We start from the raw sequence: 23,765 nt of genomic DNA, 5'->3' as shown, positions 1-23,765 counted from the left end.
TCCGATTACTCCTTCGGGGGCGCCGCAGCGATAGCTGGCTGCGGAGATGTCGCGGGCGCGGCGGGTGCTGAGGCAGGCTTGGGGCTGTCGAGATTGCTAAGCAGCGACGAGATCGCGTTGTCGCCTTCGAAGCCCGCTTCCTTCAACAGCTTGTCGAGGATCGGCTTGTTGGCCTGATATGCGAGCAGCTGACCGGCCAGCCCTTCGCCCATGCCGATGCCGCCTTCGCCGTTCGCACCGCCGCGGCCGAGCATGCCGCCGGTATCGAAGATCCGGATGTCGGAGATCTTCTCGATCGGCTTGACCGCCTCAGCGAGTGCCTCAGGAATGATGCGGATACGTTCGCGGGTGATCTCGAACTCGATGATGGTCTGACTGAGCTTGTTGCGGGCCTCGTTGAGAAGCGCCTCGCTTTCAGCTTGGGCCCGGCCGGTTTCGAGGATGCCTTTGGCTTTGATGATCGCCGCGTCCGCTTCGGCGGTCGCCAGAGTCTTGATCGCCTCCGCCTGGTCAGTCGCCGCTTGTTTTTCAGCCTCCGCGCCGACGGTGACGGCAGTCGCTTCGGTTTCGGCCCTCTTGCGGGCATCGATCACGGCGATCTGCTTTTCACGCTCGGCAATCTCCACTGCCTTGGCGGTGCCGACCTTTTCCTCCGCCGCAATCGCCCGGGCGCGGGCCATTTCGGCGGTCGCCTTCGCCTCTGATTCTTCACGACTTTTGTTAGCAACGGCAATCGCGCTTTCCTGTGCCACGATCTGAAGGTCGCGCTTGGCTTCGGTATCGCGCTGCTGGACGGCGCGGGCGGCGTCGATGTTTGCGCTCTCGCGGGCCTGCTTGGCGGCGGCCTCGCGCTCGGCGATAGCCTGTTCGGAGGCGATGCGGGCTTCCTCCTCGGCGCGTTTAGCCGCCTGCTCCTGCTGAGCGGTTTCGGCGCGTGTCGCCGCGGATTTGTTGGCGATGTCGCGTTCCTGGTTGAGCTCGGCTTCCCGCTTGGTCCGCTCGATTGCCAGCGATTGCTGGCGGGCCTCCAGATCCTTCTGGGCGATGGCGACTTCAGTATCGCGGACGATCTCGTTGCGCTCCTTCTTGCGGCCCTCGGTAATGCGGGTGAGCGCAGCGAGACCTTGCGCATCGAAGAAGTTGTTGGCGTTGAAATGCTTGATATCCGTCTGGTCTAGGCGTGTCAGTGACACGGATTCGAGCTCGAGGCCGTTCGACTGGAGATCGGCGCCGACGGCTTCCTGCACCGCCTTGACGAAGTCCATTCGCTGCTCCTGCAGAGCATCGAGATTCATGGTCGCTGCCACGGAACGAAGGCCGTCCACGAATTTCGCCTCGATCAGGATGCGAAGCGCTTCCGCATCATTGGTGCGGTCGCCGAGCGTCTGCGCGGCCAGCGCAATCGAGGAGCCGTCGGGTTTGACGCGTACATAGAATTCGGCGCCTATATCGACGCGCATACGGTCCTTGGTAATCAACGCATCGCCTTCGCCGCGACGAACCTCGAGGCGCAGCGTTTTCAGATTGACCCGGGCGATGGAGTGAAAGATCGGCAGAACGACGGAGCCGCCATCGAGCACGACTTTCTGGCCGCCGAGGCCGGTGCGGACATAGGCCTCGTCGCGGCTGGAGCGCGTATAGAGAGAGGCAAGGACGAAGCCGATGCCGAAAATCAGAACGATGGTAATGCCGGCCGGTAGAATAATGTCGTACATCATGGCTGCCCCCTCAAAGATTGATTGTCCGCTGCGGTCGGATCGACCAGTGCGGGAATGGCGATAAACACGTCTGCCTTACGATCGACGAGAAGAACCTCGGTGCCGATCTTCAGCGCTTCCTGGCCCTTTGCCGCCCTGGCTCTGAGCACATGCCAGTTTCCATGCTGGTCCTTGATCCGGACGCGTCCGGGCAATCCCTGATCGAGCGGGCCAATCGACACTTCAGCCGTTCGGCCGATGAACGTGTCGAGATCGACGGCATAGGTCTCATCATGCGGCACGATCCGCGCCACCGTCCGGCTCGATGCCCTGACCATGGGGAAGGTGACCAGTACAGCGGGAACGGCGGCGAGGCCCGCGGGCAGCGGCGCCCAGAAGGCGCCGGCGACCGCCTGTATGGCAAAACCCGCAATGGCGAAGAAGCCGAGCGCCATCATCAGGAGAATAAGCAGGGGAACGCCGCCAACATTGAGCCAGGAGAGGTAGCCCGCAATGCCGTCATGCCCGTTGAAATCCGGTTTTCCGAGAAGCTCCGTGATCGAAAAACCCATCACGGTCGCGAGCATCTCGATGACGGTCAGGCCGGCCAGCACGGCGGCGGCGATTGCGAAGGGAAGGCATTCGGGGGCGAGAAGAAGTCCCATCGGCGTTACCGGTTATCGGCCTTGAAGCGCGCGAGGCGCGCCTCGATAGCCTGCTCACGGTGCAATCGGTCGAGTTCGTCCAGTTCGGAACTATGGGCATGTTCGGCTGAGGGGACGCCGGTCAGCCGCGAGACCGCCGCGGCGGCGCGGGCTGCGCCTACGCCAGGTGCGGGCCTGCCGGCCAGGGCCTCTTCGGGATGCTTGGCGATGCTGCGCTTGAAATCGACAAGGCGGGCATCCGCCTCGCGGCGCGTGGCCAGCACCGCCTGCAGGGCTTTCTGGCCGTCGTCCACCTGCTCCCTGGCGTCGGCCAGCGCCTTGTCGAGCGCGGCGATCTGGGATTCGAGATCGATCTGGCGGGCGACACCGGCTTTTGCGAGGTCGTCGCGCCCGGAGGAGACTGCGAGGCGGATCTTCTCATCGAGCGCGTTCATGTCTTCGGCGATTTCGTCCCGGCGGCTTTGGATGCGGTATTCCTCTGCGCGCGCCTTGCCAAGGTCGGTGCGTGCTTCCTCCGCCGCCGCATCGATCTCGCGGATTGCTTGTTCGATGACGGCGATCTTGTTGACGCCTTCCGCCTTGTCGATAGCCGCATTGGCGATCCCCGCGATCAGGCGCCCCATGCGTGAAAGAATGCCTTCATTCGTCATGTTTTCCTCCATCCGAGCGGAATTCGGCGTGACGCCGATGTGGATTTCGTAGCGATCGGGGCCAGCAACGAGGTAGGCCGGAAAAATGCTGTCCCATCCCTTCGAGTAACCAGCGACGTCGAAGGGGACGGCAACGCGTCCGTGCACCGTCGCGATCGTCAGGTCGGCTGGCCCCTTAATGGCGAAGAGCTTCTCGTCGAGCGGCAGTTGCGGTGGGTCGGCGATCATGCCGCGATTGGTTGCGAAATCGCGAAGGCCGAGCGTCACCAGCCTCGCCGGGAGCCCCGTCTGCTCGCGTACTGTTTCATAAGCAAGCTCATGCAGCACGACGAGATTGGCGCCCGCCCTGTCGTCGATGAGTTCAGTCAGAATGTCGATCATCCTGCGATAGGCGGCAATGGTATCGTCAAGCGCCTGCCGGGCCTGATCATCAGGCGCCAGCATGTAGCGCAGCAGCGATTGGTGCGGTGTCTTGCCTGTGTACGTCATGGGAAGAAAATAAAGCACCGCTTTTGTGCTTTCAAGTGGGGGCATAAAAAACCCAGCGGAAGTTTAACGTGAAGTTAAAGCAGACGAACCGCTAGGCAAGCGGTTAGAGGCAGCGTTCTACACAGTCTCCGCATCGCGTTGCGGTGGCTAAAGTCGATCGGCCCCGCTCCCTATCGGGCGACCGTATGCGCCTCGCGAATGCCGGCGCTGATCCGGTTTATGATAGTCCATACGAGAAGCAGAGCCACTACTGCCCAAAGCCACGAAGTCCATGCTGCAAACCTGCCGCCAACCGCGATGAAGATGCCGAGCGCGCCGAAAAGCACCGCACGGTCGCTCTTGCCCAATGGCCCGTCGTACCGCCGACTTGCGCCAACGGTTTGACCCAAAATCCCGGCAAATTCCGTCAGCGCCGAGAGGAATATGACGGCCACTGCCAGCATGATGCCGTTCGGATCGATGAGCGCGAAAGGCAAATACAGGGCGACATCCGAGACGACGTCACCGATTTCGTTCAGATACGCGCCTAAAATACTCTTCTGCCCATGTTCGCGCGCGAGCATGCCGTCGATGGCATTGAGCCCCATGCGCAGGAGAAACCATACAGGCACCAGCAGGAACCAATGCGGAATTGGGGCGACGATCAGAAAAAGGCCAAGTAGAACCGAGACAGCAGCGGCAACTGAAGTCACCTGATTGGCCGTGACGCCTCGCGCCGCGAGGGATCGCACCAGAGGGCGGAGAATATTCTGAAATCGGGACTTCAATTGATAAACGGACATGCTACCTCAGTGGAATTTCGCGGAATTGGAAAAGTCAATCCTAGCTCGGACGGTGCAGATCGTTGTGCTTGCGAAGAAACCCATACTTCCTGTCGGTTCTCGCATAAGACTTACATTTGCGACTAGACTTCTGCAATAAATTCAAATCACTGTTCCGCCATTGGTTGCAATTCATCCACCCATCAGAATTGGAGAAGACCGTGCTGCAAACTGCCGATAGCGTGCAACCGTCCTTGACGGCCAGACCAGTGCGTGAATCCGAATTTGTATCGCATGACGGCACTCGACTCTTTTATCGGACATGGCCTGCGATCGGCGCTGCACCGAAGGGCGCAATCATTCTTCTCCATCGCGGCCACGAGCATAGCGGCCGCGTCGCGCATCTCGCGACCGAACTCGGCCTCGACGATTTTGCCTTCTACGCCTGGGACGCACGCGGCCACGGGCGTTCACCGGGAGAGCGCGGCTATTCGCCATCCTTTGCTGCCTCGGCGCGTGATCTCGATTGCTTCGTCCGTCATGTCAGCGAGACCAGCGGTATCGCGGCCGAAGACATCGCCGTCATTGCGCAGAGCGTTGGTGCGGTCCTTGCCAGCACCTGGGTGCACGACTATGCGCCGCCGATCCGTGCCCTCGTGCTGGCCTCACCGGCCTTCAGCGTCAAGCTCTACGTGCCCTTTGCCAAAGAAGGCATTGCGCTCTGGGAAAAGCTCAAGGGGACATTCTTCGTCAATTCCTATGTCAAGGCGAGGTTTCTCACGCATGATCCCGAGCGGATCGCCTCGTTCGAATCCGACCCATTGATATCTAGGCCGATTGCCTCCAACATACTGTTACAGCTCTATGAGGCGGCAGCCCGCGTCGTCGATGACGCCCGCGCCATCACCGTTCCGACCCAGCTGCTGATCTCCGGCAGCGACTGGGTGGTGCGACACGCGCCGCAGCACCGGTTTTATGAAAACCTCGGCAGCCGCATCAAGGAACGGCATGTGCTCGCCGGCTTCTACCATGACACGCTTGGCGAAAGGGACCGCGCGATTGCGCTCGCCGAGGTTCGCCGTTTTATCGCTGCACGTTTCGCCGAGCCCCGGGCGCCTGCCGACCTTCGCACCGCTCATATCCAGTCCTATACCAAGGACGAGGCCGACCGGCTCGCGAGCCCTCTGGACGCCACATCCCCACGCGGCATCTACTGGGCGCTCAGCCGTCTCAATATCAGGCTCGGCGCGCTAGTGTCCGAAGGCATAAAGACCGGAGTCAAGACCGGTTTTGATTCCGGTTCGACGCTCGATTACGTCTACGAGAACAAGCCGCGCGGGCTCGGCCCCGGCGGGCGGTTGATCGACAAGGTGTTCCTCGAAGCGATCGGCTGGCGCGGCATCCGGCAGCGCAAGCTGCACTTGCAGGAACTGATCCACCACGGGCTGCAGCGCCTGAAAGCCGCCGGCCGCAGTACCCACATGCTCGACATAGCGGCCGGGCACGGTCGTTATGTCCTCGATGCGATCGAGACGGCTGCGGTGCGTCCCGATAGTGTGCGGTTGCAGGATTATTCGCCGATCAATGTCGAGGCCGGCCGCAACAGCATCGCCGCGCGTGGACTGGGTGATTTCGTGAGCTTCCGCCAGCAGGATGCGTTTGACGGCGAGGGGCTGGCCGCAATCACGCCGGCTCCAGATCTAGCGATTGTCTCCGGCCTTTATGAGCTGTTCTCCGACAATCAGATGATCGCCGCGTCGCTCGACGGGATCGCGCGTGCGATGCAACCCGGCGGTCTGCTCGTCTATACCAACCAGCCATGGCATCCACAACTGGAGATGATCGCCCGCGCACTGACCTCGCACCGGGGCGGTCAGGCGTGGGTGATGCGGCGGCGGACGCAAGGAGAAATGGACCAGTTGGTCGCCGCTGCCGGGTTCCGCAAGATCGAACAGCGCATCGACCAGTGGGGCATTTTCACCGTCTCGCTGGCGGAGAGGGTCTGAGGGCAAAGCGTTGGGGCAGGCACATTCTACTCTTTCGCAGGCAGCGCCGGTCCTGAAGCGGGCGGCACTCTGGCTCGTCTTCCTGGCGCCGTTCTTCTATCTGAGTTATGGCGGCGCCAATTGGCTGGCATCGCAACGCGCCCATGTGCCGAACATCGCCTTTGCATGGGAAAGCGCCATTCCGTTCCTTGCATGGACCATCATTCCGTATTGGTCGATCAATCTGTTCTACGCGCTCTGCCTGTTCATCAATACGACGCCGCGCGAGGTGGATCTACTCGCGAGGCGCTATTTGACGATCCAGTTGATCGCGGTCGCCTGTTTTATCGCGTTTCCGCTCGAAGCAACCTTTGTACGGCCGGCAACGAGCGGTCTGCCCGGTTTCATGTTCGCCGTCCTCGGCGGCTTCGATAAGCCGTTCAACCAGGCGCCGTCGCTGCATATCGCGCTGCTGGTGGTGATCTGGGACCATCTGCGCGGCCGGCTGCCGAAGAGGGCCCGGCTCGTCTGGCACTTCTGGTGCTTCCTTATCGGCGCCTCGGTCATGACGACGTGGCAGCATCACGTCATGGACATACCGACCGGCGTGTTGCTCGGTCTGTTTGCCGCCTGGCTTTTCCCGCGCCACGCCGGTTCCCCTCTTGCGAATTTCGCGTTGAGCGGCGATCCAAAGTCGCGCCGTCTCGGGATCTACTATCTGTGCGGCGCCGCCGCGTTTCTCGGCCTTGCAGCGCTCTTCACTCCTCTATCGGCCGCAGCACTTCTGTTGCTCTGGCCGGCTGTCGCACTGGCGATCGTCGCAGCTGGATATTTCGGCGCCGGCCCGCAGATCTTCCAGAAACGCGTCGATGGGCGGATCGCGCTTGCCAGCCGCTGGCTACTGGCGCCCTACCGGCTCGGCGCTATCATCAACGTTTGGCTCTGGACCCGGAAAATGCCGGCGTCCGTGGTGATCGCCGATGGCGTCCATCTCGGTCGTTTTCCGCGTCGCCACGAGGCTGACCGTTTTGCCACGGTGATCGACATCACCGGCGAATTGCAGCGCCCGAGCGGGACCTCAACGCGCTGGTGCAGTTTTCCTACTCTTGATCTTACCGGCGTTGACGAGACCCAGACGCAAGCGGCAGCGAACCTCATCGAGGTTGCGCGCCAACAGGGGCCGGTCCTCGTCTGCTGTGCGCTCGGCTTCCAGCGGAGCGCCTGCGTCATCGTGCGTTGGCTGCTCATCAGCCGGCGTTGCGAAAATCCAGCCGAAGCGCAGCGGCTGATCGAGCGGGCGGGCTGGCGTGTTCATCTGCCCGTTGAAAGCATCCATGTCGTGACGGAGAGCTTGCAATGACGCAGTGGAATACCACGGCCTTGGCGGCTGCACGAAGTCTCGGCCGCAATTCAATCTCCTGCGGGCTGACAGCGCTGCTGCCACTGATCGTGGGCCCGATCACCTCGGGCCATCGAGGCTTCGCTCCATCGCTCGGCTGGCTGTTGTTGCTCGTTTTCTGCCTGATCGTCCTTGCGCTGGCGATCCATCTGCTCTTCGACGCGCTGTTGTTTCGCCTAGCGTCGAGCCACGAGACAGAGGCCGCCGGTCTTGCCGCCATCGACGACCTGTTGTCCCGGATGCGGCTTCGCAAGCCGGAGAAGACGTCACCCAGCCTGGAGACGCGAATTGCCGGATCGCGCCGCATCGTCCGGCAACAGCGTTTTGCGCTCGCCATCGGTCTCGTGACGTTCGCGATCCTTCTGTTCATTGCGGCGGATGGTCAGCCGCTATGCTGAATAGGACGGCAGGCGGTTGATGCAGAGATTCGCGACAGGTGTCTGGCAAGTCCTTCAGGCGGCATCACGGGCTTCCGTCAGCGCCTGGTGACTGGCTCGGGGCATCTCGAAGCCAATTTCTGAGGCGAGTCATTGCCGCCCTGATATGATCGAGGAGTCGATGTCGTTGATGTCGCGCTTGCCGCAGAGGGCCATGGTGATGTCCATCTCCTTGCGGATGATGTCGAGCGCCAGCGTGACGCCTTCCTTGCCCATGGCGCCGAGGCCGTAGAGGAAGGGGCGGCCGATATAGGTGCCTTTTGCGCCGAGCGCCACGGCTTTCAGCACATCCTGGCCGGAGCGGATGCCGCCATCGAGATGGATTTCGATGCGATCGCCGACGGCATCGACGATCTTCGGCAGCATGCTGATCGAGGAGGGGGCGCCATCAAGTTGGCGGCCACCGTGATTGGAGACGATGATCGCGTCGGCGCCGGTGTCGGCTGCGGCCTTCGCATCCTCCGGATCGAGAATGCCCTTGATGATCAACGGACCGCCCCATTGCTCCTTGATCCAGGCGACGTCCGCCCAGGAGAGCCGCGGGTCGAACTGCTCGTGTGCAAACTTGGGCACGGAGGCGACATTGGCGACGTTCTTCGCATGGCCGACGATATTGCCGAAGTATCGGCGCTTCGTCTTCAGCATATCAAGGCACCAGAGCGGCCGGGTTGCCATCTGCCAGATATGTTTCGGAGTTAGTTTCGGCGGTGCCGAGAGGCCGTTGCGCAGGTCCTTGTGGCGCTGGCCGAGGATCTGCAGGTCGGCCGTCAGCACCAGCGCCGAGCATTTCACGGCCTTGGCGCGACGGATGAGGTCGAGGACGAAATCCTTGTCCCTCATCACGTAAAGCTGGAACCAGAATGGTCGCGTGGTCACCGAGGCTACGTCCTCGATAGAGCAGATGCTCATTGTCGAAAGCGTGAAGGGGACGCCGAATTCCTCTGCAGCGCGCGCCGCCAGCATCTCGCCATCGGCGTGCTGCATACCTGTCATGCCGGTCGGCGCGAGCGCCACCGGCATCGACACTTTCTGGCCGATCATCGTCGTTTCGAGCGTGCGGTTGCTCATGTCGACCAGCACGCGCTGGCGCAGCTTGATCTCACCGAAATCGCTTTCATTCGCCGCATAGGTCGATTCCGTCCAGGCGCCTGAATCCGCATAGTCGAAAAACATCTTCGGTACACGACGCCGTGCGAGCTTCTTCAGGTCGGCAATGGTGAGCGGAGTGGCCATGAATCGAACCTTCTTCACATATGAATGCGACCACCGCCGATAACATGAATTACAGAAGGAGCGTTATCGGATGCTGGGGCCTTTCCCGCTACCTCTTTCGGGGGTAACCGATATCGTCAAAGGCGTGCTTTCAAAGCAATGCCGGCCACGTAGGTCTCGGCGATGGCTCTGTCGTCGCCCATCGTCTGAAGCAAGAAGAGTTCTTCCGGGAGCGTCTTCACGGCTTCCATCTTCAACGCCATGGCCGGGGTCGCAGCCGCATCGAGGACGACAAGATCGGCTTCGGTGCCGGGTCCCAACGTGCCGATCCGGTCGGCTAGCGAAAGCGCCTCGGCATTGCCACGCGTCATCAGGTAGTAGCTTTCCAGCGGGTTCAGCCGCTCGCCGAGCAGTTGCTGGATCTTATAGGCCTCGTCCATGGTCCGCAGCATCGAATAGCTGGAGCCGCCGCCGATATCCGTGGCGACGCCGACACGGACCGGCTTCTGGCGCCGCGCCAGCGCCTTCAACGGGAACAGACCGGAACCGAGGAAGAGGTTCGAGGTCGGGCAGTGAACGGCGACGGCGCCCGCCTCGCTCATGACGTCGGCCTCGCGTTCGGACAGGTGGATGGCGTGGCCAAACAGGCTTTTGGGTCCCAGCAGGCCGTAGCGGGCGTAAATATCGGTATAGTCGATCGCCTCCGGATAGAGCTCGCAGGTGAATTTGATCTCGTCGTGATTTTCCGAAAGATGAGTCTGGATGTGCAGATCGGGAAATTCGCGGGCAAGCGCTGATGTCGCCTCCATCTGCGCCGGCGTCGAGGTGATGGCGAAGCGCGGCGTGATGGCGACATGATTACGGCCCTTGCCGTGCCAGTCCGCTATCACCTGGCGGGTCTCGTCATAGCCCATCTCGGGCGTGTCGAGCAGGCCCTGCGGGGCGTTGCGGTCCATCATCACCTTGCCGCCGACCATGCGCATATTGCGCTTCATCGCCTCGGCGAAAAAGGCATCGGCCGAGGTCTTGTGCACGGAGCAGTAGGCGACCGCCGTCGTGGTGCCGTGGCGGATGAGCTCATCATAGAAGTGGGTGGCGATCTTTGCGGCATGGGCGCTTTCGACGAAACGGCATTCCTCGGGAAAGGTATAGGTGTTCAGCCATTCGAGCAGGTTGGCCGCATAAGAGGCGATTACCTGCATCTGCGGAAAATGCAGATGCATGTCGATGAAGCCCGGCATGATCAGATGTGGGCGGTGATCAATCTCGGTCGCGTCTTTGGCGGCTCTTGCCTTGACGTCGGCATACGGGCCCACTGCGGCGATCACCCCGTCCTCGATCAAAAGGCCGCCGTCCTCCTCATAAAGATAACTCTGGCTGTCGGAGAGACTCAGCGGTGCGCGATGAAAGGAAAGCAGGCGGCCGCGCAGAAGTGTCGTCGTCATTGTTTCTTGCCTTCGACTGCGCTTTCGAACCAGGCGATGAGCAGCCTGCGTTCGTCCGGCGTAATATCGGTTACATTGCCGGGCGGCATGGCATGGCTGCGGCCTGCCTGTATATAGATTTCGCGGGCATGGGCGGCAATCTCCGCGTCGTTTTCGAGTGCCACGCCCTTCGGCGGCCGAACGACGCCTTCATAGACGGGCTCGGCGGCGTGGCACATGGAACAGCGTGTCGAGACCAGTTGCTTGACGGCAGGAAAATGCGGATTGTCGGCGAATTGCTGAAAGGCGGGTGTTACCGCCGCCGTATCCGTCTCGCCCGTCAGCTGCTTCGGCACCGTCGAGAGCCACATGATCAGCATGAAGAGGATGACGGTGACGATCCAGGTCCAGGTTGGCCGGCCTTTCCTGGCATGGGTGGTGTTGAACCAGTGGCGGATGGTGACGCCCATCAGGAAGACCAGCGCCGCGATCACCCAGTTGAACGCCGTGCCGAAGGCCAGTGGATAATGGTTCGACAGCATGAAGAAGATAACGGGCAGCGTCAGATAGTTGTTGTGCAGCGAACGCTGCTTGGCGACCTGCCCGTATTTCGGATCGGGCGTGCGCCCGGCGATCAGATCGGCGACGACGATCTTCTGGTTCGGGATGATGATCATGAAGACGTTGGCCGACATGATCGTCGCGGTGAATGCGCCGAGATGCAGGAAGGCGGCGCGGCCGGTGAAAAGCTGCGTGTAACCCCAGGCCATGAAGACCAGCACGGCATAGAGCACCGCCATCAGCCCCCAGGTGTTGCGGCCAAGCGGCGACCTGCAGAGCAGATCGTAGACGACCCAGCCAAAGGCCAGCGACGCCAGCGAAATCAGGATTGCGACCGGGGCGCTGATATCGAGCACGTGGCGATCGATGAGAAACAGGTCGGCCCCGCCATAATAGACGATGCAGAGCATGAGGAAGCCGGAGATCCAGGTGAAATAGCTCTCATATTTAAACCAGGTCAGGTGCTCCGGCATTTGCGCGGGCGCCACCAGATATTTCTGGATATGATAAAAGCCGCCGCCATGGACCTGCCATTCCTCGCCATAGGCTCCGGGCGGCAGATGCGGGCGTTTCACCAGTCCGAGATCGAGCGCAATGAAATAGAAGGACGATCCGATCCAGGCGATCGCGGTAACGACATGGAACCAGCGCGCCGCGAAGGCGAGCCATTCCCATGCTATGGCATATTCATACATCGAGTTCCCCTATCTTCCTCCGACTCGTGACATTGCGGAAATTTTGCCGGGGAGGGAAGAGGAGATTGAGTTTTGCCGGAGCTGTCGATAGTGGCGCGGATCGCCGATCTGTTGTCCCCGTGCCTAAAAGCTGCCGAGAAGGCTGTGCAATATCTCCGGCTTATACTCGATCCGCTTATTCAACGGATCTTGAAACTAATATGCCTCGGTTACAGTTATGTTGCAGGCCGCCGGAAGGAAATAGGAACCCTTAGATCGTCGGCGGCGCATTCATCGACGGAGAAGACGCTCATGATGCGCAGTATTCTGACGTGTGTGATGATTGCGTATGCGTCGCTGGCGACGGCTCACGACGCACCCATGGGGTGGAGTTATGACCCCTATTGTTGCAATGGCAACAGTCACAATGGTGACTGCCAGATGATCCCTTCGAAAAGCGTGGCGGTGACGCCGAGCGGATATCGTGTGACACTGCTGCCGGGTGATCACCGGCTGGTCACGCATGCTCACGTCTTCTTGCTGCCGATGACGAAGGCGATGCAGTCCGGCGACAACGACTATCATCTCTGTCTGTTCCCGAACGAAGACACGCCGCGCTGCTTCTATGCGCCGGAGATGGGATATTAAATCCGACCACATGTATCGGACCCACTAGACGGGTCCGATACATGTGGCTTTACAGCGCGTCGCGATCATTCCGGTTCGATCAGGCGCTTGATGCCGTTGTCTTCGCATGCCATATCCCGACCGCTGCACTTCCGGGAGTTATGCGCTAGTTTCCTGCCGCTTCATTTCCTCGAGAATCCAGTTGCGGAACGCCTTGATCTTCGGAACGTTCCGGCGGTTTTCAGGGTAGGCGAGCCAGTAGGCCTTGCCGTCGCTGCGGGTCAGTTCGAACGGCTGATAGAGCCGGCCAAGCGCGATTTCGGCTGCGTAAAAGGCCGGATGGAGGATGGCGACGCCGTGGCCCGCGATCGCAGCGTCGGCCTCCACCGCCTGTGAGCCGAGCTGGTTACGCGGCCGCCGGTCGAGATCCGTCTCTGTGACGCCGGCTGCCTCGAACCATTGTTTCCACCAGATGTCGCCAGCATCGAAGAGATCGAATTTCAGGAGATCGCGCGGCTCCCTGATGCCCCCTGCCGATTCCGCCAGCTTCGGGCTCAGCATCGGGGTGAATTCAAGTCCCATCAACCGGTGCAGCGTCAGCCCCGGCCAGTTGCCGTCACCCCAGCGGATGCCGACATCGATCTGCTCGCGCGTGAAATCGATGATGTCAGAGCTTGCCTGAAGGCGGACTGCGATCGCCGGATGCTTCAGGTGGAAAGAGCCGAGGCGCGGCGCCAGCCATTTGGACGCGAAAGTGTGGGTCGAGCTGATGGCAAGCGTGCCCTCGACGCTGTCGCGCGCGGTCGCCATGGCGTCATGCAGCATGGCGAAGGCCTCGGTCACCTTCGGCGCCAGCCGCTCGCCGGGTTCGGTCAGGGCGATCTGGCGGGGACGGCGCAGGAAGAGCGGCTCGCCGACATTCTCCTCCAGCAACTTGATCTGATAGCTGACGGCCGTCTGCGTCATGCCGAGCTCGTCGCCAGCCTTGGTGAAACTTCCGAGCCGGGCAGCGGCCTCGAATACGCGCAGCGCATTCAACGGAAATTGTTTCGAAAGTTTCATGGATAAGTTCTCTTTATGCAGGTAGACGATCGTTCAATTGGAATTGCAGCATTTTTCCCGGCAAACTTCAACTCATACCATCAATCTGACGAGGTGACGTCATGGATTGCCATGCTATCGAAGAGAGCCGGCCGCAACAGATCAGCAGTATTTTCCTGCGCCTTGCCGGCTGGTTGTCAGGTGGCGCCAACCGCTTCTGCCGTTTGCCGCGGCTCGACCTTTCCGCCACGCCCGACCGCGTCAAGCGCGATATCGGTTTCCTGGACGGACGCGATCCCTATTATGAGGACGAGCGCATGCGGTAGGCAGCGAGTGCCGCCAGGATTTCGGCGGCGGTCATGGCGGCGATGACTTCAGGACGTTTGTCCCTGACCATGGAGCCGCCGATCGGCAGCGTCAGCCGCTTCATCCAGCTCTGCTCGCCGCCTTCGCGCAAAAGCCAGCTCGCGAAGGTGGCGCGCTTCGTCGCCGAACCGATCATGCCGGTATAGGCGAGATCCGTCCTTGCCAGTGCTTCGCGGGCGATGAGAAAGTCCAGCGCGTGGTCGTGGGTCAGGATGACAATCACGCCGCCGGCCGGAATATCCTTGACCAGCGCTTCGGGCATCGGCACGAGCCGGACCTTCGTCCGGGCGGGCAGGTTGGCGAGTTCTTCCTGCCTTGTTTCGACGACCGTCACCGAGAGTGGCAGCGGCGCAAGGGCCGAGGCCAGCGCCCGGCCGACATGGCCAGCGCCGAAGAGAAGGACCTCGGGCCGAAGCTCGATTTCGCCGGCGAGCCGAGCCTCGATTTCGTCTTTCAGCGCCAGCGTCAGGCGCCGGAACCGCAACTGTGTGCGCCCGCCGCAGCACTGACCGATCTCGGGGCCGAGCGGAATATCCATCTCCGCCACGCCGCTGATGCCTGTAAGCATGCCGCGCGCGTTGGCGATCGCCATGAACTCGAACTGCCCGCCACCGATCGTGCCCCAGAGCGCGGTTGGCGAGACGAGCATGAAGGCGCCGGCCTCGCGCGGGGTGGAGCCTTGCGTCCCGGTGATGTCGACGAGGACGCTCTCTGGGTTGGCGGCAAGGAAAGTGGGAAGATCAGTCATCGCAGATGGGCCTTGCGATGTTGGGAGCATGCCGCGAGATTTGGTTCAAGCGCATTACGCTCTCAAACTCTCCGTACGAACGATTGCAGGATAGAAGCGAAGGATATCATCTCTGCACCCGCTTCATCCGCTCCACCGCCATCAGCACCCGTTCCGGCGTCGCCGGCGCATCGAGCCTCGGGCAGACCTTGTAATCCGCGACGCTGGCGACCGCCATCGACAGGGCTTCCAGCACAGAGATCGCCAGCATGAAAGGTGGTTCGCCGACGGCCTTGGAACGGCCGATCGTCGCTTCGGCATTCTCCGACCATTCGGCGAGCCGCACGTTGAAGATTTTCGGGCGGTCGGAGGCGAGCGGGATCTTGTAGGTCGATGGCGCATGGGTGCGCAGCCGGCCCTTGTCGTCCCACCAGAGCTCCTCCGTCGTCAGCCAGCCCAAGCCCTGCACGAAAGCTCCCTCGACTTGGCCCAGGTCGATCGCCGGGTTCAAAGAGCGGCCGACGTCGTGGAGGATGTCGGTCCGGTCGATCAGATATTCGCCGGTCAGCGTGTCGATCGAGACTTCGCTGCAGGCGGCGCCATAGGCGAAATAATAGAAGGGCGTGCCGCGGCCGGCCTTGCGGTCCCAATGGATCTTCGGCGTCTTGTAGAAGCCGGCGGCCGACAGCTGGACGCGGGCGAAATAGGCCTGCTTGACGAAGTCGGGAAAGGGGATCTCAAGCTCGCCGACGCGCACCCGGTTCGGCAGGAAGACCACCTCGGAAGGCGCCACTTCCCATTTCTCGGCGGCAAAGGCCACCAGCCGTTCCTTGATCTGGCGGGCGGCATCGAAGGCTGCCATGCCGTTCAAATCCGAGCCTGAAGAGGCGGCGGTGGCCGAGGTGTTGGGTACCTTGGCCGTCGTCGTCGCGGTGATTTTCACCCTGTCCATATCGACCTGGAAGCTGTCGGCCAGCACCTGCGCCACCTTGGTATAGAGGCCCTGGCCCATTTCGGTGCCGCCATGGTTCAGGTGGATCGAGCCGTCCTGATAGACATGGACGAGGGCGCCGGCCTGGTTGAAGGCGGTCATGGTGAAGGAGATGCCGAACTTGACCGGCGTCAACGCTATGCCTTTTCTAATGTAGCGGCTGTCGCGATTGAAGGCGATGATGGCGTTGCGCCGTGCCCGATAGTCGGCTGTCTCCTCCAACTCCTCGACGATGCGGGGGATGATGTTGTCCTCGACCTCCTGATGGTAGGGGGTGAGCGTGCGCCCGGAGCCCGGCTGGCCATAGAAATTCAGCTTGCGGACATCGAGCGGATCCTTGCCGAGGGCGTAGGCGATCTCCTCGATGAAGCGCTCGGCGCCGAGCATTCCCTGCGGTCCGCCGAAACCGCGGAAGGCGGTGTTGGAGACCGTGTGCGTCTTCAAGGGCTTCGACTGCAGATGCACATGCGGGTAGAAATAGCTGGAGTCGGCATGGAAGAGAGCCCGGTCGGTCACAGGGCCCGAGAGATCCGAGGAGAAGCCGCAACGGGCCGCATACGTCGCATCGACGGCGTGGATACGGCCTTCGGCGTCAAAGCCAACCTCGTAATCGACAAGGAAATCATGGCGTTTGCCGGTGGCGCTCATATCCTCATCACGATCGGGACGGAACTTGATGGCGCGGCCGAGCTTCTTGGCGGCGATCGCCGCAAGGGCTGCGAACTGATTGCCCTGCGTTTCCTTGCCGCCGAAGCCACCGCCCATGCGGCGCACATTGACCGTGACGGCGTTGGACGGGATGTCGAGCACGTGGCCGACGATGTGCTGGATCTCGCTCGGATGCTGGGTCGAGGACCAGACGATGACCTCGTCGTCCTCGCCGGGAATGGCCAGGGCGATATGGCCTTCGAGGTAGAAATGCTCCTGACCGCCGATGCGCATCCGGCCCCTCAGGCGCATGGCGGCGTTCGGCATTTCCGTTTCCGGCTCGCCGCGCTGGAGGGTCATCGGTGTCGTGACCAGAGGGCTGCCATTGGCGAGAGCGCCGTCGATATCGCTCCAGTGCGGCAGGTCGCGATAGTCGATCTTGGCGAGCCGCGCGGCGCGCCGGGCAGCCTCGCGCGTTTCGGCGATGACGGCAAAGATCGGCTGGCCGTGGAACTGAACCAAAGTTTCGGCCAGCAGCGGCTCGTCATGGCTGCCATTGCAGCTGACGTCGTTGACGCCGGGCACGTCCTTGCCGGTGAAGACCCAGATCACGCCGGGATAGGCTGCGACCCCGGAAAGATCGATACCGATGATTTCGGCATGGGCCCGGTCGGAGAGGCCGAGGGCGCCGTGCAGCAGGCCGGCGGGTTCGGGAATATCGTCGATATAGTCGGCGGTGCCGGTGACGTGCTTATGCGCGGAATCATGACGCACGGGGCCGTGCATCGGTCCCATGATGACAACTTTGCGGTCTTCGAAGGTGGACTTGTCCATTAGCGGCGTCCTCCTGAGGGAGGGGAGGAGACCGCGGCTATTCCCATGAAGCTTTGCGTTCCGGGCGTTCCGATCAATGTGTCCATCACGCCACCTCCTCGAACCGCTTCAGCTCTGCCGGGGCGCCGACAGTCTCAAGATAGAACCGCATCAGCAGGTTCTTCGCCGTCAGCTGGCGGTATTCCGCCGTGGCGCGCCAGTCGGTGAGCGGCTGGAAGTCGGCGTCGAAGGCGGCGCGGGCGGCCTCGATCGTCGATTCCGTCCATGGCTTGCCGATCAGTTCGGCCTCGACGGTGCGGGCGCGTTTCGGCGTCGCCGCCATGCCGCCGAAGGCGATGCGGATGTCGGTGACCGTCTCGGCCTCGTCGAGCGTCAGCAGGAAGGCGCCGAGCACGGCGGTGATATCCTCGTCGCGGCGCTTGGTGACCTTGTAAGCGGCAAAGCGGCTGTTCGCGGGATAGGGCACGAAGATGCTTTCGACGAATTCGCCGGGCTTACGGTCCTGTTTGCCGTAGGCGATGAAGAAGTCCTCGAGGGGCATTTTGCGCTGGCCTTCGAGGGAGCGCAGCGTCAGCGTCGCGCCGAGCGCTATCAAGGGCGGCGGACTGTCGCCGATCGGGGAGCCGTTGGCGATGTTGCCGCCGATCGTGCCCATGTTGCGCACCTGCTCGCCGCCGATGCGGTCGATCAGCCGTCCGAGCGCCGGGATCTTCCGGGCGATCGCTTCGAAGGTCCTGGTGTAGCTGACGCCGGCGCCGATGGTGACTCCGTCCTGGCTTTCGGTGACCGATTGCAATTCGCTCAAATGGTTGATGAAAACGACCGGGCTCAGCCGTCGCATCTGCTTGGTCACCCAAAGGCCGACATCGGTCGCGCCGGCAACGACGGTCGCGTCGGGCTCCTGCGAGAGAACTTCCGCCAGCGCCTGGACCGAAGCCGGCACGATCAACCGGTCTTCGCCATTGGCAATCCGGATGGTGCCGCCCGCCTGCATTGCCCAGAGCCGCGCAATGATTTCCGAGCGCGTACGCTCCAGCGGATCGAACAGCGCGCTCGGCCGCATCAGGCTCACCTGCTCGGCGGCCTTGACGATCGGTTCGTAGCCGGTGCAGCGACAGAGATTGCCTTGCAGCGCCTTTTCAATTTCGTGGCGGCCGGGTTTTTCCCTGGTGAGCCACAGGCCGTAGAGTGACATGACGAAGCCCGGGGTGCAGAAGCCGCATTGTGAGCCGTGGCAATCGACCAGCGCCTGCTGCACCGGATGCAGCGCGCCGTCCCGGCCGGCGAGATGCTCGACCGTCACCACGTGAGTGGCGTGGAGCGAGCCCATGAAGCGGATGCAGGCATTGACGGATTCATAGGCGAGCTTGCCGTCCACGAGCCGGCCCACAAGGACGGTGCAGGCGCCGCAATCGCCTTCGGCGCATCCTTCCTTGGTGCCGGTGAGGCGCCGCTTCAACCGCAGAAAATCGAGAAGCGTCTCGGTCGGTCCGATATCGGTAAGTTCGATGTCCTCGCCATTCAGGATGAAGCGAATGCTGTCGTTCATGATATTCCCGGTTGTTTTTCCAATGGTTAAGCCGCAGTCCAGCCCCCGTCAATCGAGATATGCGTTCCGGTCACCTGGCGGGCGGCGTCGCTGGCGAGGTAGAGCGACAGCGCGCCGATCTCCTCGGCTTTGACGAATTCATGCGTCGGCTGCGCCTTGAGGATGACCTCGCTCTTGACCTGCTCCTCGGTCATGCCGCGCGCCCTAGCGGTATCGGGTATCTGCTTTTCGACGAGCGGCGTGAGCACGTAGCCGGGGCAGATGGCGTTGACCGTCACGCCGAATTCGGCAAGCTCCAGCGCTGCCGTCTTCGTGAGGCCTAATATACCATGTTTTGCCGCGACATAGGCGGATTTGAAGGGGGAGGCGACGAGCGCGTGGGCCGAAGCGATGTTGATGATGCGGCCATGCTTCTTCGCCTTCATCAGCGGGATGGCGGCGCGCATCGTATGAAAGGAGCTCGACAGATTGATCGCGATGATCTGATCCCATTTCTCGACAGGAAAATCCTCGATTTTCTCGACATGCTGGATGCCCGCATTATTGACCAGGACATCGACGCTGCCGAAGGTTTTCGCCGCCGTCCCGATCAGGTCGGCGATCTCGGCAGGTTTCGTCATGTCGGCCGGATGGTAGATCACCCGGCCCTTCGATACTGATTCAAGCCGCTCGACGATCGCCTTGATTTCATCGGTATTTCCGAACCCGTTGATGACGACGTTGTCGCCGGTTTCGGCGAAGGCGGTGGCGATCGCAAGGCCGATGCCGCTGGTGGAACCGGTGACGACGACTGATCTGCTCATGCTGTTCTCCTGACATCGCGATATTCGCAGCGAGGTTATGCCCAAAGCCGGCAGGCTGGCAATTGCGCTTTATTCGCTTTTCTCTCCCGCATGCGTGTCCTATTGAATTGTTACGATAATCATATGCTTGAGGAGGATTTCATGGGTGGATATGTTCTGGCGATCGATCAGGGGACGACCTCGACGCGGGCGATCGTCTTCGATGGCGACATGCGTGTCGCCGGCAAGGGCCAGAAGGAATTCACCCAGATCTATCCGCGCTCCGGCTGGGTGGAGCACGATCCCGAAGAGATTTGGGATTCGGTCGTTTCCACCGTCCATATGGCGCTGCGCGGCGCCGGAATCACGGCCAAGGATGTTGCCACGCTCGGCATCACCAACCAGCGCGAGACGGTCGTCGTCTGGGAACGTGAGACCGGCCGACCGATCCAGAATGCGATCGTCTGGCAGGACCGGCGCACGGCAAGCTATTGCGACAACCTGAAACGGCAGGATCTCGAGCGGCTTTTCACCAAGAAGACCGGCCTCATCCTGGATCCTTATTTTTCCGGCACAAAGCTTTCCTGGATGCTCGCCAATGTGAAGGGTGCAAGGGCGCGTGCCGCCAGAGGCGATCTCTGCTTCGGTACGATCGACACTTTTCTCATCTGGCGGCTGACGGGCGGCAAGAGTTTCGTCACCGACGCGACCAATGCTTCGCGCACGCTCATGTACAACATTGCCGACAACGCCTGGGACGAGGATCTGCTCGACATTCTGAGAGTGCCGGCCGCCATGCTGCCGGAGGTCAAGGATTGCGCCGCCGATTTCGGCACTGTCGAGGCAGATATCTTCGGCGCCGAAATCCCGATCCTCGGTGTCGCAGGCGACCAGCAGGCGGCGACCATCGGTCAGGCCTGCTTTGCGCCGGGCATGCTGAAATCGACCTACGGCACCGGCTGTTTTGCGCTGCTCAACACCGGCGCCGACATCGTGCGTTCGAAAAACCGGCTGCTGACGACCATCGCCTACCGTCTGAACGGCGAAACGACCTATGCGCTGGAAGGCTCGATCTTCATCGCGGGTGCTGCCGTGCAGTGGCTGCGCGACGGGCTCCGGATCATCGGCAGTGCCGCTGAAACCAACGCTCTTGCCGAAAGGGCCGATCCCACGCAGGAAGTTTATCTCGTACCGGCCTTCACCGGGCTTGGCGCACCGCATTGGGATGCCAAGGCGCGGGGCGCCATCTTCGGACTGACGCGCAATAGCGGACCGGCGGAACTTTCCCGCGCGGCGCTCGAAGCGGTCTGCTACCAGACCCGCGATCTCCTGGATGCCATGCAGAAGGACTGGAAGAATGCCGGCGACGATACGGTGCTGCGCGTCGATGGCGGCATGGTCGCCTCCGACTGGACAATGCAGCGCCTCGCCGACCTGCTCGATGCCCCCGTCGACCGCCCTGTTATCCTGGAGACCACCGCCCTGGGTGCGGCATGGCTGGCCGGCAGCCGAGCGGGAGTGTGGCCGGATAAGGACGGGTTTTCGGCGAGGTGGAAACGCGACTGCCGTTTCGAACCCGACATGGACGAGAAGGTGCGGGCGGCAAAGCTCAAGGGTTGGAAGAATGCGGTTAAGCGGACGCTGAGCGAGGGCTAGCCTTCGATAAGAGCCGGCGGTTCCTGCAATCGCAGCTTGAGCTGATAATTTTTTGATGCGGCCTGTCGGCTAAGCCGTTACTCCTTCGTCATTCGGAGAGAGGAGTGACCGATGCTTTACGCAATCCTTTGTTACGCCCATGAGGAAACCGTCTTCGCCTGGACCAAGGAGGAGGAGGCTGCTGTCATGGAAAAACTTTATGCTGTGCAGGAGCCGCTTGCTGTGTCCGGCAAGCTCGGCCCGGTCGGCCGGCTGATGCCGACGACGGCGGCGACGACCGTGCGCAAGGGCAAGGACGAGGCCCTGGTCATCGACGGGCCGTTCGCGGAAACGAAAGAGGCGCTTCTCGGCTTCTACGTGGTTGATTTCGATACGCTCGACGAGGCAGTCGCCTTCTCGAAACAGCTATCCGCCGTCAATCCCGGCTCCACCTCTTACGAAATTCGGCCTTTCTACGTGTTCAGGCCGGGAGATGCTGCATCATGACCGACATTGCCTGGATCGACCTCGCGCTTGCCTCCGCCCGGCCGAAGGCGCTCGGCGCTCTGCTGCGCTATTTCCGTGATCTCGATACCGCGGAGGAGGCGTTTCAGGAGGCGTGCCTGCGGGCGATCCGGACATGGCCGGAAAAAGGGCCGCCGCGCGATCCGACGGCCTGGCTCATTTTCGTCGGTCGTAACAGCGGCATCGATGCGGTGCGCAAACGGTCGAAGCTTCAGGCACTGCCGGACGAGGACGTCATTTCCGATACCGAGGATGCCGAAGGCGACATTGCCGAGCGGCTCGACGATTCCAATTATCGCGACGATATCCTGAGGCTTCTCTTTATCTGCTGCCATCCGGATCTGCCGGGGACCCAGCAGATCGCGCTGGCGCTGCGCATTGTCTCCGGTCTTTCGGTGACGCAGATCGCGCGCGCATTCCTGGTCTCGGAAAGTGCCATGGAGCAGCGCATCACGCGGGCCAAGGCGCGTGTCGCCAAGGCGGGAGTGCCTTTCGAAACGCCGAGCCCGCAGGAACGGGCCGAACGCCTCTCGATCGTCAGCACGATGATCTACCTGATCTTCAATGAGGGTTACAGCCAGGCCGACCCCAGGCATGAGGCCGCCGCCTTCAGCGACGAAGCGATCCGCCTGGGACGCCTGATGCTGCACATCTTTCCGTCAGAACCGGAGTTGATGGGGTTGCTTGCGCTGATGCTTCTGCAAATATCGCGCCGCCCGGCGCGTTTCAGCGCCGAAGGCGAGATCGTGCTGCTCGAAGATCAGGACCGCTCTCTCTGGAACCAGCTTTTCATCAATGAGGCCCTGGCGCTGCTCGACAAGGCGCTGCGCCATCGCCAACCCGGCCCCTACCAGCTTCAGGCAGCCATCGCCGCCATCCACTCCCGCGCGAAACGCGCCGAAGACACCGACTGGACGGAAATCGATCTGCTTTACCGCGCGCTGGAGCGTGTTCAGCCTTCGCCTGTGGTAACGCTTAATCGCGCGGTCGCTGTTTCGAAGCTGCGCGGGCCGCAGGAGGCGCTGGATCTCATCGATCCGCTCGGCGAGAAGCTCGGTGGCTACTTCTACTATCACGGTCTGCGGGGCGGGCTGCTGAAGCAGCTTGGCTTGACCAGCCAGGCGCGCGAAGCCTTCGACCATGCCATCGCGCTTGCCCATTCGGCGGCGGAAGCCGCCCATATCCGCCGGCAGATCGACAAGATGCAGGAAGAGGCGGCGCAGCCGATTGCAAAATAATTTCGGCGCACTGTCGGAACGGCGGAGTTTGACACGTCCTTGTAACAACCTGATAGGAAACAGGTTTCATTCAAACGGAGAGATGTTGAAATGACCGCCAGCACGCAACATGAACTCGTCCTAACCCGGGAATTCGACGCCCCGCGCGACAAGATCTTCAAGGCATGGACCGATCCGGATCTTGTGAAGCAGTGGTTCGTCCCGCGCCCGTGGAGTGTTGCAGAGGCGACGCTCGATGTCCGCCCCGGCGGCGCCAGCGTTGTCGTCATGCAGGATCCCGAGGGCAACCAATATCCGAACCACGGCGTCTATCTCGAAATCGTCGAGAACGAGAAGATCGTCTTCACCGATGCCTATACCAGCGCCTGGGTGCCTGCCGAAAAGCCTTTCTTCACCGGCGTCATCCTGCTGGAAGACCTCGGCAACGGCAGGACGAAATATACGGGCAGGGCGCTGCACTGGCGCGCCGAGGACAAGGAAGCGCACGAGAAAATGGGCTTCCATGAGGGATGGGGCAAGGCCGCGGACCAGTTGGCGGAGCTGTTGGCAAAGATGTGATTGTCAGGGGCGGCGTGGTGAAGGCCGCGCGGTCCGATGCTTCAAGCACGGTGTGAGGCAGCTTGTAAAATGATTCCGCTGAGGCTTCGAAGTCGTTGAATTCAGATTCAATTTTGGCCTGGTCGCCATGGCGACGCGGTTAGTGTGTTTCGAGGAGCATGATTTGCTCACAACGGCGATCACACGGGAGAAGACGGTCAAGAAATGGACGCGGCAGTGAAAGCTCAATCTGATCGACCGAGAGGATCCCGAGTGGGAGACATCTCCTTTCACCTTCTCGGTCTATGATG

21 protein-coding genes and 1 pseudogene are annotated in these 23,765 nt (G+C 61.7%); 10 read left to right on the top strand and 12 right to left on the bottom strand.

Translation table 11 applies throughout. The features are described from left to right. Positions 1 to 5: 5 nt before the first annotated feature. The 4 genes from J2J98_RS15785 to J2J98_RS15770 all read right to left on the bottom strand — a co-directional run bounded on the left by J2J98_RS15785 (position 6) and on the right by J2J98_RS15770 (position 4,283). On the bottom strand, positions 6 to 1,718 hold the full coding sequence (locus tag J2J98_RS15785) for a flotillin family protein (RefSeq protein ID WP_207601546.1): 1,713 nt from the start codon (positions 1,716 to 1,718) through the stop codon (positions 6 to 8). Next, complete coding sequence (locus J2J98_RS15780) at positions 1,715 to 2,362, bottom strand: OB-fold-containig protein (protein ID WP_207601545.1); 648 nt, start codon at positions 2,360 to 2,362, stop codon at positions 1,715 to 1,717. Before J2J98_RS15780 ends, J2J98_RS15785 begins: the two co-directional genes overlap by 4 nt. 5 nt (positions 2,363 to 2,367) lie before the next feature. Then, positions 2,368 to 3,501: a PspA/IM30 family protein gene (locus tag J2J98_RS15775; RefSeq protein WP_207601544.1), complete on the bottom strand. Its 1,134-nt coding sequence runs from the start codon at positions 3,499 to 3,501 to the stop codon at positions 2,368 to 2,370. 170 nt (positions 3,502 to 3,671) lie between these two features. Continuing rightward, on the bottom strand, positions 3,672 to 4,283 hold the full coding sequence (locus J2J98_RS15770) for a CDP-alcohol phosphatidyltransferase family protein (RefSeq protein WP_207601543.1): 612 nt from the start codon (positions 4,281 to 4,283) through the stop codon (positions 3,672 to 3,674). A 200-nt stretch (positions 4,284 to 4,483) separates the two neighbouring features. On the opposite strand from J2J98_RS15770, the gene J2J98_RS15765 reads away from it, so the two are divergent. From J2J98_RS15765 to J2J98_RS15755, 3 genes are read left to right on the top strand one after another with little or no spacing between them, the layout of a single operon-like run. Further along, complete coding sequence (locus J2J98_RS15765) at positions 4,484 to 6,268, top strand: bifunctional alpha/beta hydrolase/class I SAM-dependent methyltransferase (RefSeq protein ID WP_207601542.1); 1,785 nt, start codon at positions 4,484 to 4,486, stop codon at positions 6,266 to 6,268. A 10-nt stretch (positions 6,269 to 6,278) separates the two neighbouring features. Continuing rightward, a complete protein-coding gene (locus J2J98_RS15760; RefSeq protein ID WP_207601541.1) occupies positions 6,279 to 7,607 on the top strand; it encodes a phosphatase PAP2/dual specificity phosphatase family protein in 1,329 nt (442 codons plus the stop codon). Next, positions 7,604 to 8,044, top strand: coding sequence for a hypothetical protein (locus tag J2J98_RS15755; protein ID WP_207601540.1), 441 nt, complete (start codon positions 7,604 to 7,606; stop codon positions 8,042 to 8,044). Before J2J98_RS15760 ends, J2J98_RS15755 begins: the two co-directional genes overlap by 4 nt. A gap of 129 nt (positions 8,045 to 8,173) precedes the next feature. Here J2J98_RS15755 and J2J98_RS15750 read toward each other — a convergent pair whose 3' ends face one another. The 3 genes from J2J98_RS15750 to J2J98_RS15740 form a co-directional block, all read right to left on the bottom strand. Beyond that, on the bottom strand, positions 8,174 to 9,316 hold the full coding sequence (locus J2J98_RS15750) for an alpha-hydroxy acid oxidase (protein WP_064711441.1): 1,143 nt from the start codon (positions 9,314 to 9,316) through the stop codon (positions 8,174 to 8,176). A 116-nt stretch (positions 9,317 to 9,432) separates the two neighbouring features. Next, positions 9,433 to 10,740: a guanine deaminase gene (gene guaD / locus J2J98_RS15745; RefSeq protein ID WP_207601539.1), complete on the bottom strand. Its 1,308-nt coding sequence runs from the start codon at positions 10,738 to 10,740 to the stop codon at positions 9,433 to 9,435. After that, on the bottom strand, positions 10,737 to 11,975 hold the full coding sequence (locus J2J98_RS15740; RefSeq protein WP_207601538.1) for a urate hydroxylase PuuD: 1,239 nt from the start codon (positions 11,973 to 11,975) through the stop codon (positions 10,737 to 10,739). The genes guaD and J2J98_RS15740 overlap by 4 nt, the downstream gene beginning before the upstream one ends. A gap of 294 nt (positions 11,976 to 12,269) precedes the next feature. Here J2J98_RS15740 and J2J98_RS15735 point away from each other — a divergent pair, with 294 nt between their 5' ends. Beyond that, positions 12,270 to 12,602, top strand: coding sequence for a hypothetical protein (locus tag J2J98_RS15735; protein WP_064706152.1), 333 nt, complete (start codon positions 12,270 to 12,272; stop codon positions 12,600 to 12,602). Between the two features lie 138 nt (positions 12,603 to 12,740). On the opposite strand, the gene J2J98_RS15730 is transcribed toward J2J98_RS15735, so the two are convergent. Then, positions 12,741 to 13,643, bottom strand: coding sequence for a LysR substrate-binding domain-containing protein (locus J2J98_RS15730; protein WP_064705821.1), 903 nt, complete (start codon positions 13,641 to 13,643; stop codon positions 12,741 to 12,743). Positions 13,644 to 13,744: 101 nt separating this feature from the next. Here J2J98_RS15730 and J2J98_RS15725 point away from each other — a divergent pair, with 101 nt between their 5' ends. After that, positions 13,745 to 13,948 carry a hypothetical protein gene (locus J2J98_RS15725; protein WP_207601537.1) on the top strand — a complete coding sequence of 68 codons (204 nt, stop codon included), beginning with the start codon at positions 13,745 to 13,747 and terminating at the stop codon, positions 13,946 to 13,948. On the opposite strand, the gene xdhC is transcribed toward J2J98_RS15725, so the two are convergent. From xdhC to J2J98_RS15705, 4 genes are all read right to left on the bottom strand, one after another. Continuing rightward, a complete protein-coding gene (gene xdhC / locus J2J98_RS15720) occupies positions 13,924 to 14,736 on the bottom strand; it encodes a xanthine dehydrogenase accessory protein XdhC (protein WP_207601536.1) in 813 nt (270 codons plus the stop codon). The genes J2J98_RS15725 and xdhC overlap by 25 nt on opposite strands. Positions 14,737 to 14,842: 106 nt before the next feature. Beyond that, positions 14,843 to 17,188 (bottom strand): xanthine dehydrogenase molybdopterin binding subunit, encoded by a 2,346-nt coding sequence (gene xdhB / locus J2J98_RS15715; RefSeq protein ID WP_207601535.1) that lies wholly within the window; start codon positions 17,186 to 17,188, stop codon positions 14,843 to 14,845. 85 nt (positions 17,189 to 17,273) lie between these two features. Beyond that, positions 17,274 to 18,737 (bottom strand): xanthine dehydrogenase small subunit, encoded by a 1,464-nt coding sequence (gene xdhA / locus J2J98_RS15710; protein ID WP_207601534.1) that lies wholly within the window; start codon positions 18,735 to 18,737, stop codon positions 17,274 to 17,276. 26 nt (positions 18,738 to 18,763) lie between these two features. After that, positions 18,764 to 19,540 (bottom strand): 3-hydroxybutyrate dehydrogenase, encoded by a 777-nt coding sequence (locus J2J98_RS15705; protein WP_207601533.1) that lies wholly within the window; start codon positions 19,538 to 19,540, stop codon positions 18,764 to 18,766. 141 nt (positions 19,541 to 19,681) lie between these two features. On the opposite strand from J2J98_RS15705, the gene glpK reads away from it, so the two are divergent. From glpK to J2J98_RS30380, 5 genes and pseudogenes are all read left to right on the top strand, one after another. Next, complete coding sequence (gene glpK, locus J2J98_RS15700; RefSeq protein ID WP_064706150.1) at positions 19,682 to 21,175, top strand: glycerol kinase GlpK; 1,494 nt, start codon at positions 19,682 to 19,684, stop codon at positions 21,173 to 21,175. A 111-nt stretch (positions 21,176 to 21,286) separates the two neighbouring features. Continuing rightward, positions 21,287 to 21,661 carry a YciI family protein gene (locus J2J98_RS15695; RefSeq protein WP_064705816.1) on the top strand — a complete coding sequence of 125 codons (375 nt, stop codon included), beginning with the start codon at positions 21,287 to 21,289 and terminating at the stop codon, positions 21,659 to 21,661. After that, a complete protein-coding gene (locus J2J98_RS15690; RefSeq protein ID WP_207601532.1) occupies positions 21,658 to 22,917 on the top strand; it encodes an RNA polymerase sigma factor in 1,260 nt (419 codons plus the stop codon). Before J2J98_RS15695 ends, J2J98_RS15690 begins: the two co-directional genes overlap by 4 nt. A 90-nt stretch (positions 22,918 to 23,007) precedes the next feature. Beyond that, positions 23,008 to 23,475 carry an SRPBCC family protein gene (locus J2J98_RS15685; protein WP_207601531.1) on the top strand — a complete coding sequence of 156 codons (468 nt, stop codon included), beginning with the start codon at positions 23,008 to 23,010 and terminating at the stop codon, positions 23,473 to 23,475. 139 nt (positions 23,476 to 23,614) lie between these two features. Further along, a pseudogene (locus J2J98_RS30380) lies at positions 23,615 to 23,763 on the top strand (GIY-YIG nuclease family protein); the annotation flags it as partial. Between the last annotated feature and the right edge of the window lie 2 nt (positions 23,764 to 23,765).

Source organism: Rhizobium bangladeshense, from assembly GCF_017357245.1.
GTDB classification, from domain to species: domain Bacteria; phylum Pseudomonadota; class Alphaproteobacteria; order Rhizobiales; family Rhizobiaceae; genus Rhizobium; species Rhizobium bangladeshense.
This window is presented reverse-complemented; position numbering and strand designations above follow the sequence as displayed.